The following is a 19,804-nucleotide window of genomic DNA, read 5'->3' as shown; positions in this document are numbered from 1 at the left end:
GACGGCTACGCGCTCAGCGAGCGCGAGCCGGTCAGTTGTCGTCCTCGTCGATGAGGAAGCCGCGCATCGGCGACGGAGCCTGCTGCATCGGCTGCGGCGCCTGCGGCCGTACCGGTGCCATCGGCTGCGTCATCGCGGGCGACATCTGCTGCTGCCCGCCGAACGACGGTCCGGGACCCATGGACGGGTTGCCGCCCATGGACGGGCCGCCGTGGTTGCCGGAGCCCATGCCGTGGCCCATCGCACCGGCACCGGCCGGAGCCAGCGAGGGCGACGGCGGCAGCGATGCGGCGGCCGGGGTACGCGGCGGGGCCAGCGAGTCGTCCGCCTGGGTCTCCAGCTGACGCAGCTGGCTCTCCAGGTACGACTTCAGGCGGGTGCGGTACTCGCGCTCGAAGCCGCGCAGGTCCTCGACCTTGCGCTCCAGCGTCGCGCGGGCCGACTCCAGCGAGCCCATCGCCACGCGGTGCTTCTCCTGCGCGTCCCGCTCCAGCGCGTCGGCCTTCGCCCGCGCGTCGCGCTCCAGGCCCTCGGCGCGGCTGCGCGCCTCGCCGACGATCTTGTTGGCCTCGGAACGGGCCTCCGCGATCGCCTGGTCGGCGGTCTGCTGCGCCAGCGACAGGACACGGGCGGCGCTGTCGCCACCGGGGCCCTGACCGGGCTGCTGCATCTGCTGCATCGGCTGCTGCATCTGCTGCATGGGCTGCATCTGCTGCTGCATCTGCTGCGGGGCGTGACCCATGGGGCCACCCATCGTGCCGCCCATGGGACCGCCCATCGGGCCGCCCTGCATCGGGCCGGGGCCGTGCTGACCCTGCGGACCGGGACCGTGCTGACCCTGCTGGGGGCCATGGCCACTGGGACCGGCGGGCAGCTGCGGCGGACCCATCTGCGGGGGCTGCTGCTGGACCGGCGGACCCGATATGGCGGCGGGCACGGGAGCCCCGGGCCTCTCCTGCTGCTGCTCCGGGGGCTTGCGCATGGCCTGCTGCTGCTGGTTCTGCGCGGCGGCACGCGTCGCGGCGGCCAGCTTGGCGCGCAGGTCCTCGTTCTCGCGGAGCAGTCGCGTCAGCTCGGATTCGACCTCGTCGAGGAAGGCATCGACCTCGTCCTCGTCATAGCCTTCTCGGAGGCGGACGGTCGTGAACTGCTTGTTCCGCACGTCCTCGGGGGTCAGCGGCATCTCTTCTTCACCTCTACGTAGTCGTCGGCAGTCGGCAAGACCGTATCGTTCACACGCTGCTCGCAATGTTGCCCAAGAGGGTGAGCAGGATGTAGACGATGATCATCAGAACGAAGAAGGACAGGTCGAGTGCCACGCCCCCGAGACGCAGCGGCGGAATCAACCGCCGCAGGAGCTTGAGCGGTGGATCGGTGACAGTGTAGGTGGCCTCAAGAACGACCACCATCGGCTTGCCCGGCTGCCATGAACGCGCGAACTGGAAGACGTAGTCCATGACCAGCCGGAAGATCAGCACGATGAGGAAACACATCAGCGCGATGTAGACCACATCGAGTGCGACGCCCATGACCGCGCTTCCCTCTCCCCTGGCTCTCGTAAGCTCCGGCCTCTCGGCCGGGTTGTTCCCGTGTCGCGTTCTCAGCTCTGGTTGAAGAACCCGCCCTCTGCAATGCGGGCCTTGTCCTCCGCCGTGACATCGACGTTAGCAGGCGACAACAGGAACACCTTCTGCGTCACGCGCTCAATGCTGCCATGAAGTCCGAAGACGAGTCCCGCGGCAAAGTCGACAAGTCGCTTTGCATCCGTGTCGTCCATCTCCGTGAGGTTCATGATCACCGGAGTGCCCTCGCGGAAGTGTTCCCCGATGGTACGGGCCTCGTTGTAGGTCCGGGGGTGCAGCGTGGTGATGCGGTACGGCTCCCGCTCGGAGACGACCTTGGGCATGATCACGGGTGCGTTCTTCTCCAGGTTGGGGCGCTCAGGTGTGATGGATGCCACGGGTGCGATCCGGGCGGGTCGCACGCTGTCCGCGGGGAGCTGAACTGGCTCGCGCGGCGCGGGGGGTTGCACCACTCGTACCGGTTCGTCCCGTTCGCGCTCCCGCTCCACCTGATGCGCGGGCTGATGCCTGCGCCGGTCCCGCTCGGGCTCCGGCTCGGGTTCGAATTCATCGTCGGGGTCGAACCCCGGACCGTCGTACCCATCGTCCTCCACGAGGCCGAGGTAGACCGCCATCTTGCGCATCGCGCCGGCCATGCTCCGAGTCCTCCGCTCTGTGGTGGATCGGCAATCGTCACCAAGTGCCAGCGATCCACGGTGGTCTGCCCCGTAATGAGCGGGAATGACCATATTTTCTGCTGTGGTCCGACCTGCTTCGCGACGTTACCCGAGCCGGGGTCGGACTCCGAGTACCGCAGTACCGACGCGCACATGTGTCGCTCCGGCCGCCACGGCGTCCTCAAGATCCGAACTCATCCCCGCGGAGACCATGTTCGCAGCCGGATGGTCCGCGCGCAGCCGGGATGAGATTTCCATCAGCCGCTCGAAAGCGGCTCGTTGCCGTCCCGCGTAGGGACCGGCGAGCGGCGCGACCGTCATCAGGCCGTCGAGCCGGAGCCCGGGTGCCGCCGCCACCGCGTCGGCCAGCGCCTCCACACCGTCGGGCGCGACTCCGCCCCGGTCGCCGCGCTCGCCGCTCCCGGCGTCGAGGGCGACCTGGATCAGACAGCCGAGTTCGGCCTCCCGCTCTCCGGCCGCAGCCGTGGAGAGTGCGGAGACGAGCTTGATGCGGTCGATCGACTGCACCACATCGGCATAACGCGTCACCGAACGAACCTTGTTGGTCTGAAGCTGACCGACAAAGTGCCAAGTGAGCGACAGATCGGAGCAGTCCGCGGCCTTGGGGGCGGCGTCCTGGTCGCGGTTCTCGGCCACCTGCCGCACACCGAGTCCGTGCAGGATCCGCACGTCGCTCGCGGGGTAGGTCTTGGTGACCACGATGAGGGTGACCTCGTCCCGCGACCGGCCGGCCGCGGCGCAGGCGGAGACGATACGTTCCTCCACGCGCGCCAGGTTGTCGGCGAGTTCCGTGCTGCGGTCCGTCATGCCGTGTCCTCGTCGTCCTGATCGCCCTGGCCGCCCTGGTTGCCTCGACTGCCCTGGTTTCCCCCATCGAGGTGCTCGTCCAGCCAGACGTATCCGGCGAGCCTTCCGGTGGTGCGGTCGCGCCGGTACGAGAAGTGGTCGTCCGACTCCCGCGTGCAGAACGGCGAACGCCGTACGTCACGCACGCCGAGGGCGTCGAGCTGGGAGTGGACTCCGGCGACGACGTCGACCGCCGGTGTGCCCCACCGGGTCTCGGCCCGGGCGGCGGGGACGGCCGCGGCGACCTCGTCCCGCATCGCGGCGGGGACTTCGTAGCATCCGCCGCAGACCGCCGGTCCGGTACGGGCGACGATCCGGGAGGCTTCGGCGCCGAGGGCGAGCATCGCCTCCACGGCGGCGGGGACGACTCCGGCGACGAGACCGGGGCGGCCGGCGTGTGCCGCCGCGACGACCCCGGCGACCGGGTCGGCCATCAGGACCGGGACGCAGTCGGCGGTGAGCACCGCGAGCGGCAGCGCCCGACGGGCGGTCACCAGCGCGTCCACCGCGGGGATCTCGCGGTCGGGGCCCCATGGCCCGTCGACCACGGCGACCTCGCGGCCGTGCACCTGGTTCATCCACACGACCCGCTCCGGGTCGAGTCCGAGGGATCCGGCCGCGCGCGCCCTGTTCGCGACCACGGCGGCGGGGTCGTCTCCGACCGCGCCGCCGAGGTTCAGGGACGCGTACGGGGCGGCGCTCACTCCGCCCCACCGGTCGGTGAAGGCGAAGTGAGCGCCGGCGCCGCCGGACATGTCCGCTGCGGGTCCTGCTGTCTTAGTGGTCCCCGCGAGGTGCGCGGGGACCACGTCGTGCCGGTCTATCACTTCAGGAAGTCCGGTACGTCCAGCTCTTCGGCCTGGGTGTCCTGGTAGGGACGGGCCGGGGGCACGTGCGGCGGGGAGACCGGCGGCAGCGAGATGTCGTTCGCGGCCGGCACGGCCTCGACCGGGGCCGGGGCTTCCTCACGCGGCGGGACGGAACCCAGTCCGGCCGAGTGGCGGACCGGCTCGGGCCGGGCCGGCGGGGCGGGCTCCTCGCGCTTGGAGGCGCCGGCGCCGATCACGTTCTCGCGACGGGCCGGCGGCTGGCCGCCGTCGAAGCCCGCGGCGATCACGGTGACCCGCACCTCGTCGCCGAGCGCGTCGTCGATGACCGCGCCGAAGATGATGTTCGCCTCCGGGTGCGCCGCCTCGCTCACCAGCTGGGCGGCCTCGTTGATCTCGAAGAGACCGAGGTCGCTGCCGCCGGAGATGGAGAGCAGCACGCCGCGGGCGCCGTCGATGGACGCCTCCAGGAGCGGCGAGGAGATCGCCATCTCGGCCGCCGCCACCGCGCGGTCGTCGCCGCGGGCCGAACCGATGCCCATGAGCGCCGAACCCGCCTCGGACATGACCGACTTGACGTCGGCGAAGTCGAGGTTGATGAGCCCGGGGGTGGTGATGAGGTCGGTGATGCCCTGGACACCCGAGAGCAGTACCTGGTCGGCCGACTTGAACGCGTCGAGCACGCTCACCTGGCGGTCCGAGATGGACAGCAGCCGGTCGTTGGGAATGACGATGAGGGTGTCGACCTCTTCGCGGAGCTCGGCGATGCCGTCCTCCGCCTGATTCGCGCGCCGGCGGCCCTCGAAGGTGAACGGGCGGGTGACCACACCGATCGTCAGGGCACCCAGCGAGCGGGCGATGTTGGCGACGACGGGTGCGCCGCCGGTGCCGGTGCCGCCGCCCTCTCCTGCGGTGACGAAGACCATGTCGGCCCCCTTGAGGACCTCCTCGATCTCTTCACGGTGGTCCTCTGCCGCCTTGCGACCGACTGCCGGGTTGGCCCCGGCGCCGAGTCCCCGGGTGAGTTCACGGCCGACGTCGAGCTTGACGTCGGCGTCGCTCATCAACAGGGCTTGCGCGTCCGTGTTGATCGCGATGAACTCGACGCCTTTGAGACCGACCTCGATCATTCGGTTGATGGCATTGACACCACCGCCGCCGACACCGATGACCTTGATGACTGCGAGGTAGTTCTGCGGTGCTGCCACGTCGAAGGCCTCTCGCCTCGATTTACGTGTCGTCGCTCTGCGGTGGCCCGCCGCGACGACGGATGTCGATGGGGACGGTCCGAACGCCGACCCAAACCCTAACGCTGAAGTTTAGGGTTACCAGTGTGTCTGCTTCTTGGACTCTTCCGAACAGGACACTAAGTCGACAAGTGGCGCACGTTCAACGAACACGCCGAACCTCCCGTTTTTCTTTTCACCCTATGTGATCACCCGTAGCGATGACCAACCAGGGTGCTGGTCAGGCCAAATACTCGTCAACTGTCCAAAGCCGCAGGAGCGGTGGGCGCACTCACGTCGAAGTGTCCTGCTTTGGGTGCCGCTTTCATCAGGGCGGTGAGGACTTTCGCCTTCACCGCGCCCTGTTCACCACTGCCCCAGACCACTTCCCGCCCCCCCGTCAGCTCCAGCGAGATCGCATCGTACGAGGTCACCCGCACGACCTCGGTGTCCCGGGCGACGGCGGCGGGGAGGTCGCCGGCGACGCCGACCGCCTCCCGCAACAGACGGTCACCGCCGAAACGGCGCAGACTGGCGGAGCGATCGGGTTTCAATTCCAGCAACGGAACACCCTTGGGTGCTTTGCCCACGATTGCGAACCGCACACCCCCGGAGTCCACTTCGGTGAACTTTGCGCCCTTTTTCACCAGGAGGACCGGCTTTCGCTCGGTCACCTCGATTTCGATTCCGTGCGGCCAGGAACGCGTGACGTTCACGGTGTCGATACGGGGGAGCTTCTGCCGCAACCGCCGCTCCAGGGCATCGGTGTCCACACCGATCAGCGGCGAGCCGACCGGAGCCGCCGCCGCCGCTTCCACCTCCGCCGGGGAGAGGACCTCGGTCCCGCCGACCCCGACCTGCTCCAGCCGGAGCCAGGAGGAGCCCCAGAGCGCCCATGCCAGGCCACCGGCGAGCAGGGCGGCCCCGGCCGCGCCGAGGACCAGGTTCCGGCGGCGGGCGGACCCGCCTCTTCCAGGTCCGGCGTGCGGCGCGCGCGCCGGAGTGTCCGCCTGCTGCCCTGAACCGCGCTGGGCGGTCGTCGGTCCGGCCACGCTCGCTCCTTCGCCGGGCCCGGGGCGCACGCCCCGGGCCCGCCCCGCCTCACGCCTGGCGGCGTGCGGCAATCGCCTCGTACACCATGCCGACGAGCAGGTCGTCGGCGTCGCGGCGGCCGAACTCGGCGGCAGCACGCGACATTTCGTACAGTCGGTGCGGATCGGACAGCACCGGAAGGACGTTGGCCTGTACCCACTCGGGGGTGAGGGCCGCGTCGTCGACCAGCAGGCCGCCGCCGGCGTTGACCACCGGCTGAGCGTTGAGCCGCTGTTCGCCGTTGCCGATCGGCAGCGGGACGTACGCGGCGGGCAGCCCGACGGCGGAGAGTTCGGCCACGGTCATCGCGCCCGCGCGGCAGAGCATCATGTCGGCCGCCGCGTACGCGAGGTCCATCCGGTCCACGTACGGTACCGGGATGTAGGGCGGCATACCGGGCATGTTGTCGATACGCGGCAATTCGTTCTTCGGGCCGACGACGTGCAGGATCTGGATGCCTGAGCGCTGGAGCAGCGGCGCGACCCGCTGGACCACCTCGTTGAGGTGGCGGGCGCCCTGCGAACCGCCGGAGACCAGCAGCGTGGGCAGGTTCGGGTCGAGCTGGAAGGCGGCGCGCGCCTCCGGGCGGACCCGGGCCCGGTCCAGGGTGGCGATGGTGCGGCGCAGCGGGATGCCGATGTAGCGGGCGCCGCGCAGCTTGCTGTCGGGGGTGGAGACGGCGACGCCGTGGGCGTACCGGGAGCCGATCTTGTTGGCCAGGCCGGGACGCGCGTTGGCCTCGTGGACGACGATCGGTACTCCGGCGCGCTTGGCGGCGAGGTAGCCGGGCAGCGCGACGTAACCGCCGAAGCCGACCACGCAGTCGGCCTTGGTGCGCTCCAGGATCTGCTCGGCGGCCTTGATGGTGCCGCGCAGCCGGCCCGGGACGGTGATCAGCTCCGGTGTGGGCTTACGGGGCAGCGGTACGGCCGGGATGAGCGCCAGGTCGTACCCCCGCTCGGGTACGAGCCTGGTCTCCAGGCCGCGTTCCGTGCCGAGGGCGGTGATGCCCACGGTCGGGTCCTGCCTGCGCAGGGCGTCTGCGAGGGCAAGCGCGGGCTCGATGTGGCCGGCGGTCCCCCCGCCGGCGAGTACGACATGCACCGAAATTCACCGCTCTCCGGACGGACGCTTCTTGACGCGCCGTCTCATCGTCTTCCATCTCACCCCGGGCCTCCGCATGGCCAGGGCCGCTTGCGCACCGGGCTGCTCACGCGCGAAGGCGATCATCAGCCCGACCGCGAACATGGTCGGCAGCAGGGCCGACCCCCCGTAGGAGAACAGCGGGAGCGGGACTCCGGCGATCGGCAGCAGGCCGAGCACCGCACCGATGTTGATCACAGCCTGCGCGGTGATCCAGGTCGTCACACCTCCCGCGGCGTACCTCACGAAGGGGTCCTCCGTGCGTCCGGCCACGCGGATACCCGCATAGCCTAGAGCCGCGAAGAGGGCGAGCACCGACAGAGTCCCCGCCAGCCCCAGTTCCTCGCCGGTGATGGCGAAGATGAAGTCGGTGTGGGGTTCGGGCAGTTGTCCCCATTTTTCCACGCTCGCACCGAGCCCCGATCCGAACCAGCCGCCGGACGCGAGGGCGTAGATTCCGTGCGCGGCCTGCCAGCAGCCGCCCGCGGCGTCCGGCTCGCTGACACCGACGCAGGCGAGCCGGGACATGCGGTTCGGGTTGGTCTTGATCAGCAGGACGGCGATGGCCCCGGCGAAGCCGAGCACCCCCACGAAGAGCCGGGTGGGCGCCCCGGCGAGCCAGAGCAGGCCGAAGAGGATCGCGGTGAGGATGATCGCGGTGCCCATGTCGCCGCCGAGCATGATCAGACCGAGCAGCATGAAGGCGACGGGCACCATCGGGACCAGCATGTGCTTCCACTGGGTGAGCAGCCGCTTGTCCTGTTTGCGGGCGAGCAGGTCGGCCCCCCACAGCACGAGGGCCAGTTTGCCGAACTCGCTGGGCTGGAGCTGGAACGGTCCGCCGACGTAGAGCCAGTTCCGGTTGCCGTTGACCGACATCCCTATGCCGGGGACCTGGACCAGGGCCATCAGGAAGACCGTGCCGAGCAGCATCGGGTAGGCGAGCCCGCGGTGGAGTTTGACCGGCATGCGGGCGGCCAGCAGCATCAGTCCGGCTCCGATGACGGCGGCCAGGAACTGCTTGCGGAAGAAGTAGGTGCTCGGCTTGGCGAGTTCCAGCGCCTTGATCATGGAGGCGCTGTAGACCATCACGAGGCCCAGCACGATGATCAGCAGGCTGGAGCCGAGGATGACGTAGTACGCCGTCAGGGGGCGGTCCCAGGCCCGCCGTGCCTGTTCGTAGGCGCGGCGCACCCCGCCGCCGCGCGGGCTGCGGGGGGCGGGAGCGGAACGGGCCGGGGGGCGGGCGGGCCGGGGGCCGCGTCCGGTCCCCGCGGCGAGCCGTCCGCGCAGGGCCAGGCCGGGGTGGGTCGGCACACCGTCTCCGGGCGGGCCGTACGGGCCGGCCGGGGCGAACGGCCGGGTACGGAAGGCACCGGTCCTCGTCGCGTGCGCCCGCGCGCGGACCCGTCCCCGGGCGTCGGGACCCTCATCGGCCGGCATAGTCGCTGTCCCCTCCGCTGGTCGTCCCGGGGCGGCGACGGCCCGGCGGCCCGGACCGGGCCGTACTCGTCCCCGGGTCACATTCTCTCCAGGGACGGTACGGCCCGGGGGCCGGGCCTGTCAGGCGCTGTCGTCGGCGCGTGCGCGGACCGCGTCCGCGAACGCCTCGCCCCGTACGTTGTAGTTGGCGAACATGTCCATCGAGGCGCAGGCCGGGGCCAGCAGCACGGTGTCGCCCGGGCGGGCGAGACGTGCGGCCTCGGCGACCGCCTCGGACATGGCCCCAGTGTCGGTCCGGTCCAGGTCGACCACGGGTACCTCGGGGGCGTGTCGCGTCAGGGCTTCGCGGATGAGGGCCCGGTCGCGGCCGATGAGCACCACGCCCCGCAGGCGCTTCGCGGCGCCGCTCACCAGTTCGTCGAAGGTCGCTCCCTTGGCGAGGCCGCCGGCGATCCAGACGATCGGCTCATAGGCGGCGAGGGAGGCTTCGGCGGCGTGGGTGTTGGTGGCCTTGGAGTCGTCCACGTACCGGACCCCGTCGACGTCCGCCACGTGCTCGATGCGGTGCGGGTCGGGGCGGAAGGCGCGCAGTCCGTCGCGGACCGCGGCGGGCTTCACGCCGAAGGCGCGGGCCAGTGCGGCGGCGGCGAGGGCGTTGGCGATGTTGTGCGGGGCGGGCGGGTCGACGTCCGCGACCTCGGCCAGCTCCTGGGCCTGCTTCTGGCGGTTGGTGACGAAGGCCCGGTCCACCAGGATGCCGTCGACGACGCCGAGCTGGGAGGGGCCGGGAGTGCCGAGGGTGAAGCCGATCGCCCGGCAGCCCTCCTCCACGTCGGCCTCGCGCACCAGTTCCTCGGTGGCGGGGTCGGCCGCGTTGTACACGCAGGCCACGGTGTTGCCCTCGTAGATCCGGCCCTTGTCGGCGGCGTACGCCTCCATGGAGCCGTGCCAGTCGAGGTGGTCCGGGGCCAGGTTGAGCACCGAGGCGGAGTGGGCGCGCACCGAGGGCGCCCAGTGCAGCTGGTAGCTGGAGAGCTCGACGGCGAGCACGTCGTACGTCTCCTCGCCGAGCACGGCGTCCAGCAGGGAGACGCCGATGTTGCCGACGGCCGCGGTGCGCAGCCCGGCGGCCTCCAGGATGGAGGCGAGCATCCGTACGGTGGTGGTCTTGCCGTTGGTGCCGGTCACCGCGAGCCAGGGGGCGGGTTCGCCGCCCTTGGCCCCCCGCAGCCGCCAGGCGAGTTCGACGTCGCCCCAGACGGGGACGCCGGCCGCCGCGGCCGCGAGGAAGAGCGGCTTGTCGGGCTTCCAGCCCGGGGCGGTGACGATCAGTTCGGTGGAATCGGGCAGGGTGTCGCCGTCGCCGAGGCGCACGGTGATCCCCTCCGCCTCCAGGCCGGCGGCCTGGGTGCGGGAGCGCTCGTCGTCGCCGTCGTTGACGACGGTCACCAGCGCCCCGAGTCCGTGCAGGGCCCGGGCAGCGGGAATTCCGCTGACCCCGAGTCCGGCGACCGTGACGTGCTTCCCCCGCCAGTCCGCCCGGTCCGCCGAGTTGGTGGTGCTCACTTCTTGGCTGCCCATCCCGCGTAGAAGAGTCCGAGACCGACGATCACGCACATGCCCTGGATGATCCAGAACCGGACCACCACGAGGACCTCCGACCACCCCTTGAGTTCGAAGTGGTGCTGGAGCGGCGCCATCCGGAAGACCCGCTTGCCGGTCATCTTGAAGGAACCGACCTGGATGACCACGGACATGGTGATCATCACGAAGAGGCCGCCGAGGACGGCCATCAGGAACTCGGTGCGCGAGCAGATGGCGAGGCCCGCGAGGGCGCCGCCGAGCGCGAGCGAACCGGTGTCACCCATGAAGATCTTGGCCGGCGAGGTGTTCCACCAGAGGAAGCCGAAGCAGGAACCCATCAGCGCGGAGGCGACGACCGCCAGGTCGAGTGGGTCGCGGACCTCGAAACAGGCACTCGGGTTGGTGAGTTCCATCGCGTTGGCGCACGACTCCTGGAACTGCCAGAGGCCGATGAAGGTGTACGCGCCGAAGACCATCACCGACGCGCCGGTGGCCAGGCCGTCCAGACCGTCCGTCAGGTTCACGCCGTTGGACATGGCGAGAATCATGAACAGGGCCCAGACGACGAACAGCACCGGTCCGATCGACCACCCGAAGTCCTCGACGAACGAGAGCCGGGTGGACGCCGGGGTGTTGCCGTGGATGTCGGCGAACTGGAGCGAGAGCACCGCGAACGCGATGCCGACGATCAGCTGGCCGGCCATCTTCGCCTTGGCCCGCAGGCCGAGCGAACGCTGCTTGACGATCTTGATGTAGTCGTCCAGGAAGCCGACGAGCCCCATCCCCGCCATCAGGAAGAGCACGAGGACGCCGGAGAACCGCATCTCCTCGCCGGTGATCACCTTCGCCAGGACGTACGCGATGATCGTCGCCAGGATGAAGGCGATGCCGCCCATGGTGGGCGTGCCCTTCTTGCTGCCGTGCGTGCGCGGGCCGTCGTCCCGGATGAACTGCCCGTATCCCTTGCGGGCCAGCAGCTTGATGAGCAGCGGGGTACCGACCAGGGTCAGGAAGAGCCCGATGGCCCCCGCGAAGAGGATCTGCCTCATCGGCCGGTGACCTCGCCCTCGGTCGAGTTCTCCAGCAGTGCCTGGGCAACCATCTCCAGGCCGACCGACCGGGACGCCTTCACCAGCACGACGTCTCCCGGGCGCAGTTCACTGCGCAACAGGTCGACGGCCGCCTGTGCGTCGGACACGTGCACCGACTCCTCACCCCACGAACCCTCGTTGTAAGCGCCCAGTTGCAGCCAGGAGGCTTCAATCCCCCCGACCGCGACGAGCTTGCTGACGTTGAGCCGGACGGCAAGCCGTCCGACCGCGTCGTGCTCGGAGAGCGACTCGTCACCGAGCTCGGCCATCTGACCGAGCACCGCCCAGGTCCGCCGGCCCCTGCCCATGGCGGCCAGCGCACGGAGTGCGGCTCTCATGGATTCGGGGTTCGCGTTGTAGGCGTCGTTGACGACCGTCACACCGTCCGGACGCTCGGTGACCTCCATGCGCCAGCGGGAGAGGGTGCCCGCCTCGGAGAGCGCCTCGGCGATCTCGTGTACGGGCATGCCCAACTCATGGGCGACGGCGGCTGCGGCGAGCGCGTTCGACACGTGGTGCTCACCGTACAGGCGCATGGTCACCTCGCTGCACCCGGTGGGTGTGTGGAGGCTGAAAGCGGGGTGTCCGTCCGCTGTGAGACGGACGTTCTCTCCGCGTACGTCCGATTCGGGCGACTCTCCGAAGAGAAGGACCCGTGCTTTCGTACGGGAGGACATGGCGCGCACGAGCGGATCGTCGGCGTTGAGGACGGCCACGCCGTCCTCGGGGAGCGACTCGACCATCTCGCCCTTGGCCTGGGCGATCTGCTCCCGGCCGCCGAACTCGCCGATGTGGGCGGTGCCGACGTTCAGGACGAGTCCGATCCGGGGCGGGACGAGTCCGGTGAGGTAGCGGATGTCGCCGATGTAGCGGGCACCCATCTCCAGCACGAGGTGCTGGGTCCCCTCGGTGGCGCGGAGTGCCGTGACCGGCAGGCCGATCTCGTTGTTGAGGTTGCCCACCGGGTAGACGGTCGGCCCCATGCGCTCCATGAGCTGGGCGATGAGGTCCTTGGTGGAGGTCTTGCCCGCGGAGCCGGTGAGGGCGACGACGGGCAGCCCGAGGCGATCGACGACGACGTGGCGGGCGAGGGCGCCGAGCGCCGCCACCACGTCGTCGACGACGATCGCGGGCACCCCGACGGGGCGGGTGGCCAGCACCGCGGCGGCTCCGGCCGCCACGGCGCCGGTGGCGTAGTCGTGGCCGTCGACCTGTTCACCGACGAAGGCGGCGAACAGGCTGCCCCGCTCCACCTTCCGGGAGTCGATGACGACCGGGCCGTCGACGACGGCCGAGGTGTCCGGTATGTCGTGCGGCTGCCCGCCGACGATTTCGGCGATCTCGGCGAGGGAAAGGGCGATCACTTGGTCATCCCTGACTGTTGTTCTCGTGGTGGGCTTCGTACTGCTGGACGGGTGCGGCGCCGGGGCGCCCCAGGGACCGTGCGATGGCCGCGCGGAGGACCTGGCGGTCGTCGAAGGGGCGTACCACCCCGTGGACGTCCTGGCCCTGCTCGTGGCCCTTGCCGGCGACGAGGACGGTGTCGCCGGGCCGCGCGCGGGCGACGGCCGCCGCGACGGCCGCGGCCCGGTCCGCGTCGACCAGGACGTCGCCGCGTTCGTGGACGGGCACTTCGGCGGCCCCCGCGAGCATCGCGGAGAGAATCCGCAGCGGGTCCTCGGAGCGTGGGTTGTCGGAGGTCAGTACGGCGGTGTCGGCGAGACGCGCCGCGGCGGCGCCCATCGGGCCCCGCTTGGTGGTGTCGCGGTCGCCGCCGCAGCCGAGCACGATGTGCACCCGGCCCTGGGTGACCTTGCGCAGGGAGCGGAGCACCGATTCGACGGCGTCCGTCTTGTGCGCGTAGTCGACGACGGCGAGGTACGGCTGTCCCGCGTCGACGCGCTCCAGCCGGCCGGGGACACCGGGGACGGCCGCGACGCCGTCGGCGGCGGTCTGCGGGTCGATCCCGGCGACGGCCAGGGTGACGATCGCGGCGAGGCTGTTGGCCACGTTGAACGGGCCGGGCAGCGGGGCCCGGGCGGCGATGCGCTCGCCGTCGGGGCCGACGACGGTGAACGTGCTGTCCTGCGGCCCGACTTCGACGTCCTCGGCACGCCAGTCGGCGTCGGGGTGGCCCTCGGCGGAGAAGGTGGTGACGGGGACGCCGGCCTCGGTGACGAGCCTGCGGCCGTAGCTGTCGTCGTAGTTGACGACCCCTCGCCTGCTGCGCTCCGGGGTGAAGAGCTGCGCCTTGGCCTGGAAGTAGTCCTCCATGCCGGAGTGGAACTCCATGTGCTCCGGGCTGAGGTTGTTGAAGACGGCGACGTCGAAGACGCAGCCGTCGACCCGGCCCAGCACCAGCGCGTGGCTGGAGACCTCCATGGCGACCGACTCGACGCCGCGTTCGCGCATGACCGCGAAGAGGGCCTGGAGGTCGGTGGCCTCGGGGGTGGTGCGCTCGGACTTGATGCGCTCGTCGCCGATGCGGGTCTCGACCGTGCCGATGAGCCCGGTGGCGTGGCCGGCGCCGCGCAGCCCGCCTTCGACGAGGTAGGCGGTGGTGGTCTTGCCGGAGGTCCCGGTGATGCCGATCTGGAGCAGGTCGGTGCCGGGGCGGCCGTAGATCTCGGCGGCGAGGTCGCCCATGACGGCCCGCGGGTCCTCGGCGACCAGCACCGGGAGGCCGGTGGCGGCAGCGCGATCCGCGCCCGCGGGGTCGGTGAGGACCGCGGCGGCGCCCAGGCCGGCCGCCTGGGCCGCGAAGTCGGCGCCGTGCAGCCTGGCGCCCGGCAGGGCCGCGTACACGTCTCCCGGGCGGACCGCCCGGGAGTCGTGGGTGATGCCGGTTACCTCCACCGCCGCGGGCAGTTCGAGGCCGAGGCGGGCGGCCTGCTCGCCGAGGGGTGTCGGCCGGAGCCGTTCCGGTCGGGGCGCTCCCGGGTAGTTCACGGGCGCGTCCTTCGGGGTGATTCGGTACTGATCAGCGTGGGGCACGGCGGTGAGCGTACCGGGCTGACCCGGCCTCCCGCGAAGCGAGGGGCCGGGGTTGCGGAAGTTGTCGTTCCGGTTCCCCGGATCGGGGGTGATGGTTGTCACTGGTGCTCCCCTGGGAACGTACGAGGTCACGGCCTGGTCCGGCGCGTGGTGCGGCCCGCCCCTCGGTGCGCTCGGCAGGAACGTCTCCGTCCGCCCGGCGCGCACCGCGGTCGTGCGGAGCCTGTCCGGTCAGCCGCCCGGTCCGAAGGAGACCGGCAGTGCGGGCGCCTTGCTGCCGCTCGGCGGGGTCTGGAGGGTCTTGAGGGCGAACTCCATGACCTTCTTGTAGATCGGCCCGCAGATCTGGCCGCCGAAGTAGTTGCCCTTGGTGGGGTTCTGGATCGCGCAGTAGACGGTGATCTGCGGATCGTCGGCCGGTGCGAAGCCGGCGAAGGAGGCGGTGTAGCCGTCGTACACGCCGCTGACCGGGTCCACCCGGTTGGCGGTACCGGTCTTGCCCGCAACGCGGTAGCCGGGGATGCGCGCCTTGGTGCCGGTGCCCTCCTCGTCGCTGACGACGGACTCCAGCATGGTGGAGACCTCCTTGGCGGTCTTCTCGCTGACCACCCGGGTCTCCTCGGGCTTGGTGGCGTCCGTGTAGCGGCCGTCGGGGCCCTTGGTGCCGCGTACGAGCGTGGGGGCGATCCGTACCCCGCCGTTGGCGATCGTCGAGTAGACCGAGGCCGCCTGGACGGCGTTGAGCGAGAGGCCCTGGCCGAAGGGGATCGTGTACTGCTGGGAGGTCGACCAGTCCTGGGGCTTGGCGAGGATTCCCGGCGACTCGCCGGGGTAGCCGAGGCCGGTGGGGCTGCCGATGCCGAACTTGTGGAGGTAGGAGTAGAGGACCTTGTTCGCCTCGGGCTGGGTCTTCCCGAGCTGACCGGTCGCCAGGATGGTGCCGATGTTGCTGGACTTGGCGAGGACGCCGTTGAGCGTGAGGTACCAGGTCTTGTGGTCGATGTCGTCCTTGAAGAGCCGGTCCCCGCGGTGCAGCCGGTTGGGCACGGTGACGTGCGTGAGGGGGGTGGCCGCGCCCTCCTCCAGCACTGCGGCCATGGACATGACCTTGGCGGTGGAGCCGGGTTCGTAGACGTCCTGGAGCGCCGCGTTGCCCAGCGAGCCCGCTCCGGCGGTGGAGAGGTCGTTCGGGTCGAAGCCAGGGGCGTTGGCCAGGGCCAGCAGCTCGCCGGTCCGGGTGTTCTGCACGACGACGTACCCGCCGTCCGCCTTGGACTCCTCGACCTGGTCGCTGATGGCACGCTGGGCGGCCCACTGGATGTCCCGGTCGATGGTGAGCTCGACGTCCGTGCCCTCGACGGCCGGGATCTCCTTGGCGCCGGCGGTCGGCACCCGGCGGCCGCCCGACTGGGCGTACCGGATCTTCCCGTCCTGACCGGAGAGCTCCTCGTTCAGCTGGGACTCCAGGCCGCCGCCGCCCTTGCCGTCGGCGTTGACGAAGCCCAGTATCCCGGCGGCGAGATCGCCGTTCGGGTAGACGCGCTTGGTCGTCGGCTCCTGGAAGACGCCCGCCAGCACACCGGTCGCCTCCCCGCCGTCCTCGGCCGCCTTGTCCGCGAGGACCGACTTCAGGTCCTTGATCTGCTTCCAGACCTGCGGGGTCTGCCGGCGGGCCAGCACGGTGTAGCGGCTCCCGGCCTTCGAGAGCTGCGCGGTGAGGGTGGCCGCGTCCTTGCCGAGGATGGGGGCGAGGAGGGCCGCCGCCTGCTCGGGGGCGTCCGGGACCTTGCTCTCGGCCGGGGTGAACATCTTGGGGTCGGCCGTGATGTCGTACGCGTCGACGCTGGTGGCCAGCGCGATCCCGTTGCGGTCGGTGATCTCGCCGCGCTCGGCGGCGACGGTGTACTCGAGGTACCGGTTCTCCTTGGCCTTCGCCGAGTACGCGTGCGCGTCGACGGCCTGGACCTGGAGGAGCCGGGCCGTGAACACCAGCATGACGAGCGTCAGCCCGAGGCTGACCAGGCGCAGCCGGGGGCGCGGGTTGCCCAGGCGCAGGGAGCGCGGCGCGGGGCGGCCCGGCCGGCCGGACGAGGGGCGTCCGGCTTCGGGGCGGGCGGCGGACCGGGGGCGTCCCGTACCGCCGGCGGCCCCCCGGGGGCGGGCGGGGCCGGGCACACGGCGGCGCGGCGGTTCCTTGGACGGCACTGCGTCACCTGCCGGGGCTCGTCGGGGTCGTGGTTGCCGCGGTGGGCTCCGGCGGTTCCGCGGAAGCGGCCGGCGAGGAGGACGCGGCGGACGGTGCGGGGATGGCTACGGGGGCGGGCGGGGCGCTCTCCGCGGGACTCGCGGACTCCTCGGCACCGGCGGCCCGGGGTTCTTCGTCGGGCGCGGTGCCGTCCGTCGCGGCCGGGGTGGGCACGGGCTCCGGGTCGGGCTCGGCGGTGACCTCGGCGGGGACGCCCCGGACCGTGCCGTCCGGGTTGAGGAAGGCGGGGCTTCCGCCGGGGACCATCCCCAGCTCCCTGGCCCGCCGCTCCAGCGCGTCGGGCTGCGAGTAGCCGTCCACGTCCCGCTGGAGGGCCTGCTCCTCGTCGGTGAGGTCGGTCGTCTGCTTGCGCAGCTCACTGAGGCGGAACGAGCCCTCGTTGAGCGCGGAGTTCAGCAGCAGGAGGCTGATCAGACCGCCGCCGAGAAGGACCACGACCAGCAGCATGAAGGGGGTGCGGGCCGCGTTGCTCGGCCCCGACGGCATCAGCCGGGCGAGGCGGGCGGCGCGTCCCTTCAGCGGCGCGGCCGGCCGGTTCACCGCGTCGCCTCCCGCTCCCCGGTGCGGTCACCGGGCGTACGCCCCCGGAGCGCGGTCACCGCTCGTCCTCGCGGATGCGTTCGGCGCCGCGCAGCCGGGCCGGGGCGGCCCGCCGGTTCTCGGCGACCTCTTCCTCGGTGGGCAGCTCCGCGCCCCGGGTGAGGAGCTTGAGGCGGGGCTGGTAGCGCTCGGGGACGACGGGCAGTCCCGGCGGCGCGGTGTTCGCCGCGCCGGCCGCGAACACCTGCTTGACCAGCCGGTCCTCCAGCGAGTGGTAGGACAGCACGGCGATCCGCCCGCCGACCGCGAGGGAGGCGACGGCGGCGGGGATGGCGTTCTCCAGGACGGTGAGTTCGCCGTTCACCTCGATGCGCAGCGCCTGGAAGGTGCGCTTGGCCGGGTTGCCGCCGGTGCGCTTGGCGGCCTGCGGCAGGGAGTCACGGATCAGCTCGACCAGCCGGGCGCTGTTGGTGAACGGTTCCTTCTCGCGCTCGCGCACGACGGCCGAGACGATCCGCTTGGCCTGCTTCTCCTCGCCGTACGCGCGCAGGATGCGGACCAGTTCGCCCGGCGGGTAGGTGTTGAGGACCTCGGCCGCGCCGATCCCGGTCGTCTGGTCCATGCGCATGTCGAGCGGCGCGTCCTGGGCGTAGGCGAATCCCCGGTCGGCCTCGTCCAGCTGCATGGAGGAGACGCCGAGGTCGAAGAGGATGCCCTGGACCTTGGGGACGCCGAGCCGGTCCAGCACCTCGGGCAGTTCGTCGTAGACCGCGTGCACCAGGGTGGCGCGGTCGCCGTACGGGGCGAGGCGCTCGCCGGAGAGCCGGAGCGCCTCCTTGTCCCGGTCGAGGGCGATGAGCCGCACCTCGGGGAAGGCGGTGAGCAGTGCCTCGCTGTGTCCGCCGAGGCCGAGGGTGCAGTCGACGACCACCGGTGGGGTGCCGCCCGCCCGCTCCAGAGCCGGGGCCAACAGGTCCAGGCATCGCTGGAGCATCACCGGGACGTGTCGGGTCTGGCTCAATGCGCCCTCTCAGGCTCAGGTCCGTGAGGCGGGACGTGCGGCCTGGTCCCCGCCCGCTCAGAAGGGGAGGCCTGCCGGCGCCGGGGAAGAGGCGCCGGCCTGCCATGAGCGGGAGAGGGCCGGGCCGCACGTTCGCCGCACATCACGGGGACATCGGAAATGCGGAGAAATACGGGGGTGGAGAAATGTATGGAGTTGTACGGACTTCCGCGGTGCATTGCCGGAACTGCCGCTCACCGCTGAAAACCGCTGGGCCCAACGAGGACCGCGGGAGCCACCGGAACCGCACGAGTTGCGGAAGTGACCGGAACGTGCGGTACGAACGCGTGGAGCCGAGGAACGGAACCGGCCTTGCGGCCGGTCGGTAACTTCGCGTCACTTTAGTCCACCCTGCCATTCGATCGATTCCGGATCAACGAACCGCTCAGCGCGTCGCCCCGCTCCGGTGGCCCCCGGTCCTCACCCGGACGGGTGAGCCCGGGCAAGTCCTGTGGGTTAGCTCACAACAAGCCTCGTTGACGTTCTTTGTCCTTTTCCCCGAGCAGCTCCGGGCGGGTGGGGCGGCTAACGTCGTAGCCATGTCGACTTCCGCACAGTCTCCTTCCGCCGCCGCCCCCGCCACCCCGGACGCGCCCCGCCCGGGCGACACCGTCACGGACCTCCTGGTGGCGGCGAACGCCCAGTACGCGAGCGCGTTCACGGACCCGGGCATGGACGCCCGCCCGGTCCGGAAGGTGGCCGTGGTCGCCTGCATGGACGCCCGCATCGACCTGCACGCCGCCCTGGGCCTGGAGCTCGGCGACTGCCACACCATCCGCAACGCGGGCGGCGTGGTCACCGACGACGTGATCCGGTCGCTCACCATCAGCCAGCGGGCGCTGGGCACCCGCAGCGTCATACTCATCCACCACACCAACTGCGGTCTCGAGTCGCTGACCGAGGGCTTCCGCCACGAGCTGGAGCTGGAGGTCGGCCAGCGGCCGGTGTGGGCGGTCGAGTCCTTCTCCGACGTCGACCAGGATGTGCGCCAGTCGATCCAGCGGGTCCGCACCTCGCCGTTCCTCCTGCACACGGACGACGTCCGGGGCTTCGTCTTCGACGTCACGACCGGTCTGCTGCGCGAGATCTCGCCGGCCTCCTGACCCGCTGGGCAGGTCGTCGAAGTGCCGTCGTCCGGCCGGAGGCCGGGAGACAGCGGTCCGAAGACCCGCCCCAGCTCCCCGGCGACCCCGCGCACCGCGCCGCGGGGTCGCCGTCGTTGTCGCGGGGTACCCTCCGGACCCCCTTTCACCAGCATCCTTGATCCGCCCTCCACACGGCCCGCCCCACCTTTTCCGCCTCGTACCGGCATCCGAATATCGACAACACCCGACATATCGGCCTGGGTTGTCCGGACGCGAGTGACACGAAGCGGTAACGGCAACAAGAATGCGGGGGTGACGCGCTCCGGGGCTTCCGGAGGGGCGTCCGC

General features: G+C 71.1%; 16 protein-coding genes and 1 pseudogene. 1 reads left to right on the top strand and 16 read right to left on the bottom strand.

Going from position 1 to position 19,804, the window contains the following annotated elements; genetic code table 11:
- Positions 1-31: 31 nt before the first annotated feature.
- The 16 genes and pseudogenes from ACWCSV_RS02525 to rsmH form a co-directional block, all read right to left on the bottom strand.
- A complete protein-coding gene (locus ACWCSV_RS02525; RefSeq protein WP_327175242.1) occupies positions 32-1,183 on the bottom strand; it encodes a DivIVA domain-containing protein in 1,152 nt (383 codons plus the stop codon).
- Between the two features lie 49 nt (positions 1,184-1,232).
- Positions 1,233-1,529, bottom strand: a complete 297-nt coding sequence (locus tag ACWCSV_RS02520) for a YggT family protein (protein WP_327175243.1) — start codon at positions 1,527-1,529, stop codon at positions 1,233-1,235.
- Positions 1,530-1,600: 71 nt separating this feature from the next.
- The gene (locus ACWCSV_RS02515; protein WP_327175244.1) at positions 1,601-2,218 is read right to left on the bottom strand and encodes a cell division protein SepF; all 618 of its coding nucleotides are present in this window, start codon (positions 2,216-2,218) and stop codon (positions 1,601-1,603) included.
- Positions 2,219-2,344: 126 nt separating this feature from the next.
- A complete protein-coding gene (locus ACWCSV_RS02510) occupies positions 2,345-3,067 on the bottom strand; it encodes a YggS family pyridoxal phosphate-dependent enzyme (protein WP_451138006.1) in 723 nt (240 codons plus the stop codon).
- A gap of 77 nt (positions 3,068-3,144) precedes the next feature.
- Positions 3,145-3,861: pseudogene (gene pgeF / locus ACWCSV_RS02505) on the bottom strand (peptidoglycan editing factor PgeF); the annotation flags it as partial.
- A gap of 68 nt (positions 3,862-3,929) precedes the next feature.
- Positions 3,930-5,141, bottom strand: a complete 1,212-nt coding sequence (ftsZ, locus tag ACWCSV_RS02500; RefSeq protein WP_451138005.1) for a cell division protein FtsZ — start codon at positions 5,139-5,141, stop codon at positions 3,930-3,932.
- Between the two features lie 275 nt (positions 5,142-5,416).
- Positions 5,417-6,211 (bottom strand): cell division protein FtsQ/DivIB, encoded by a 795-nt coding sequence (locus ACWCSV_RS02495; protein ID WP_451138004.1) that lies wholly within the window; start codon positions 6,209-6,211, stop codon positions 5,417-5,419.
- Positions 6,212-6,260: 49 nt separating this feature from the next.
- Positions 6,261-7,355, bottom strand: a complete 1,095-nt coding sequence (gene murG, locus ACWCSV_RS02490) for an undecaprenyldiphospho-muramoylpentapeptide beta-N-acetylglucosaminyltransferase (RefSeq protein WP_451138003.1) — start codon at positions 7,353-7,355, stop codon at positions 6,261-6,263.
- A 6-nt stretch (positions 7,356-7,361) separates the two neighbouring features.
- A complete protein-coding gene (gene ftsW / locus ACWCSV_RS02485; protein ID WP_451138002.1) occupies positions 7,362-8,837 on the bottom strand; it encodes a putative lipid II flippase FtsW in 1,476 nt (491 codons plus the stop codon).
- A gap of 120 nt (positions 8,838-8,957) precedes the next feature.
- Positions 8,958-10,418, bottom strand: coding sequence for a UDP-N-acetylmuramoyl-L-alanine--D-glutamate ligase (gene murD / locus ACWCSV_RS02480; protein ID WP_451138001.1), 1,461 nt, complete (start codon positions 10,416-10,418; stop codon positions 8,958-8,960).
- The gene (mraY, locus tag ACWCSV_RS02475) at positions 10,400-11,470 is read right to left on the bottom strand and encodes a phospho-N-acetylmuramoyl-pentapeptide-transferase (protein ID WP_327175252.1); all 1,071 of its coding nucleotides are present in this window, start codon (positions 11,468-11,470) and stop codon (positions 10,400-10,402) included. The genes murD and mraY overlap by 19 nt, the downstream gene beginning before the upstream one ends.
- A complete protein-coding gene (locus ACWCSV_RS02470) occupies positions 11,467-12,876 on the bottom strand; it encodes a UDP-N-acetylmuramoyl-tripeptide--D-alanyl-D-alanine ligase (RefSeq protein WP_451138000.1) in 1,410 nt (469 codons plus the stop codon). The genes mraY and ACWCSV_RS02470 overlap by 4 nt, the downstream gene beginning before the upstream one ends.
- Positions 12,877-12,880: 4 nt before the next feature.
- Entirely contained in the window at positions 12,881-14,608 is a 1,728-nt protein-coding gene (locus tag ACWCSV_RS02465; RefSeq protein ID WP_451137999.1) for a UDP-N-acetylmuramoyl-L-alanyl-D-glutamate--2,6-diaminopimelate ligase, read from the bottom strand.
- A gap of 129 nt (positions 14,609-14,737) precedes the next feature.
- A complete protein-coding gene (locus tag ACWCSV_RS02460) occupies positions 14,738-16,711 on the bottom strand; it encodes a penicillin-binding transpeptidase domain-containing protein (protein ID WP_451137998.1) in 1,974 nt (657 codons plus the stop codon).
- A gap of 4 nt (positions 16,712-16,715) precedes the next feature.
- Positions 16,716-17,312: a septum formation initiator gene (locus tag ACWCSV_RS02455; protein ID WP_451137997.1), complete on the bottom strand. Its 597-nt coding sequence runs from the start codon at positions 17,310-17,312 to the stop codon at positions 16,716-16,718.
- A gap of 55 nt (positions 17,313-17,367) precedes the next feature.
- Positions 17,368-18,333 carry a 16S rRNA (cytosine(1402)-N(4))-methyltransferase RsmH gene (rsmH, locus tag ACWCSV_RS02450; protein ID WP_451137996.1) on the bottom strand — a complete coding sequence of 322 codons (966 nt, stop codon included), beginning with the start codon at positions 18,331-18,333 and terminating at the stop codon, positions 17,368-17,370.
- A gap of 578 nt (positions 18,334-18,911) precedes the next feature.
- Between rsmH and ACWCSV_RS02445 the strand changes: the two genes are divergently transcribed.
- The gene (locus tag ACWCSV_RS02445) at positions 18,912-19,475 is read left to right on the top strand and encodes a beta-class carbonic anhydrase (RefSeq protein WP_451137995.1); all 564 of its coding nucleotides are present in this window, start codon (positions 18,912-18,914) and stop codon (positions 19,473-19,475) included.
- The last annotated feature ends 329 nt before the right edge of the window (positions 19,476-19,804 follow it).

It is taken from the genome of Streptomyces sp. NPDC001770, from assembly GCF_053596135.1.
Note: the sequence above shows the minus strand (reverse complement) of the source record. Positions and strands in the feature narration are given on the sequence as shown.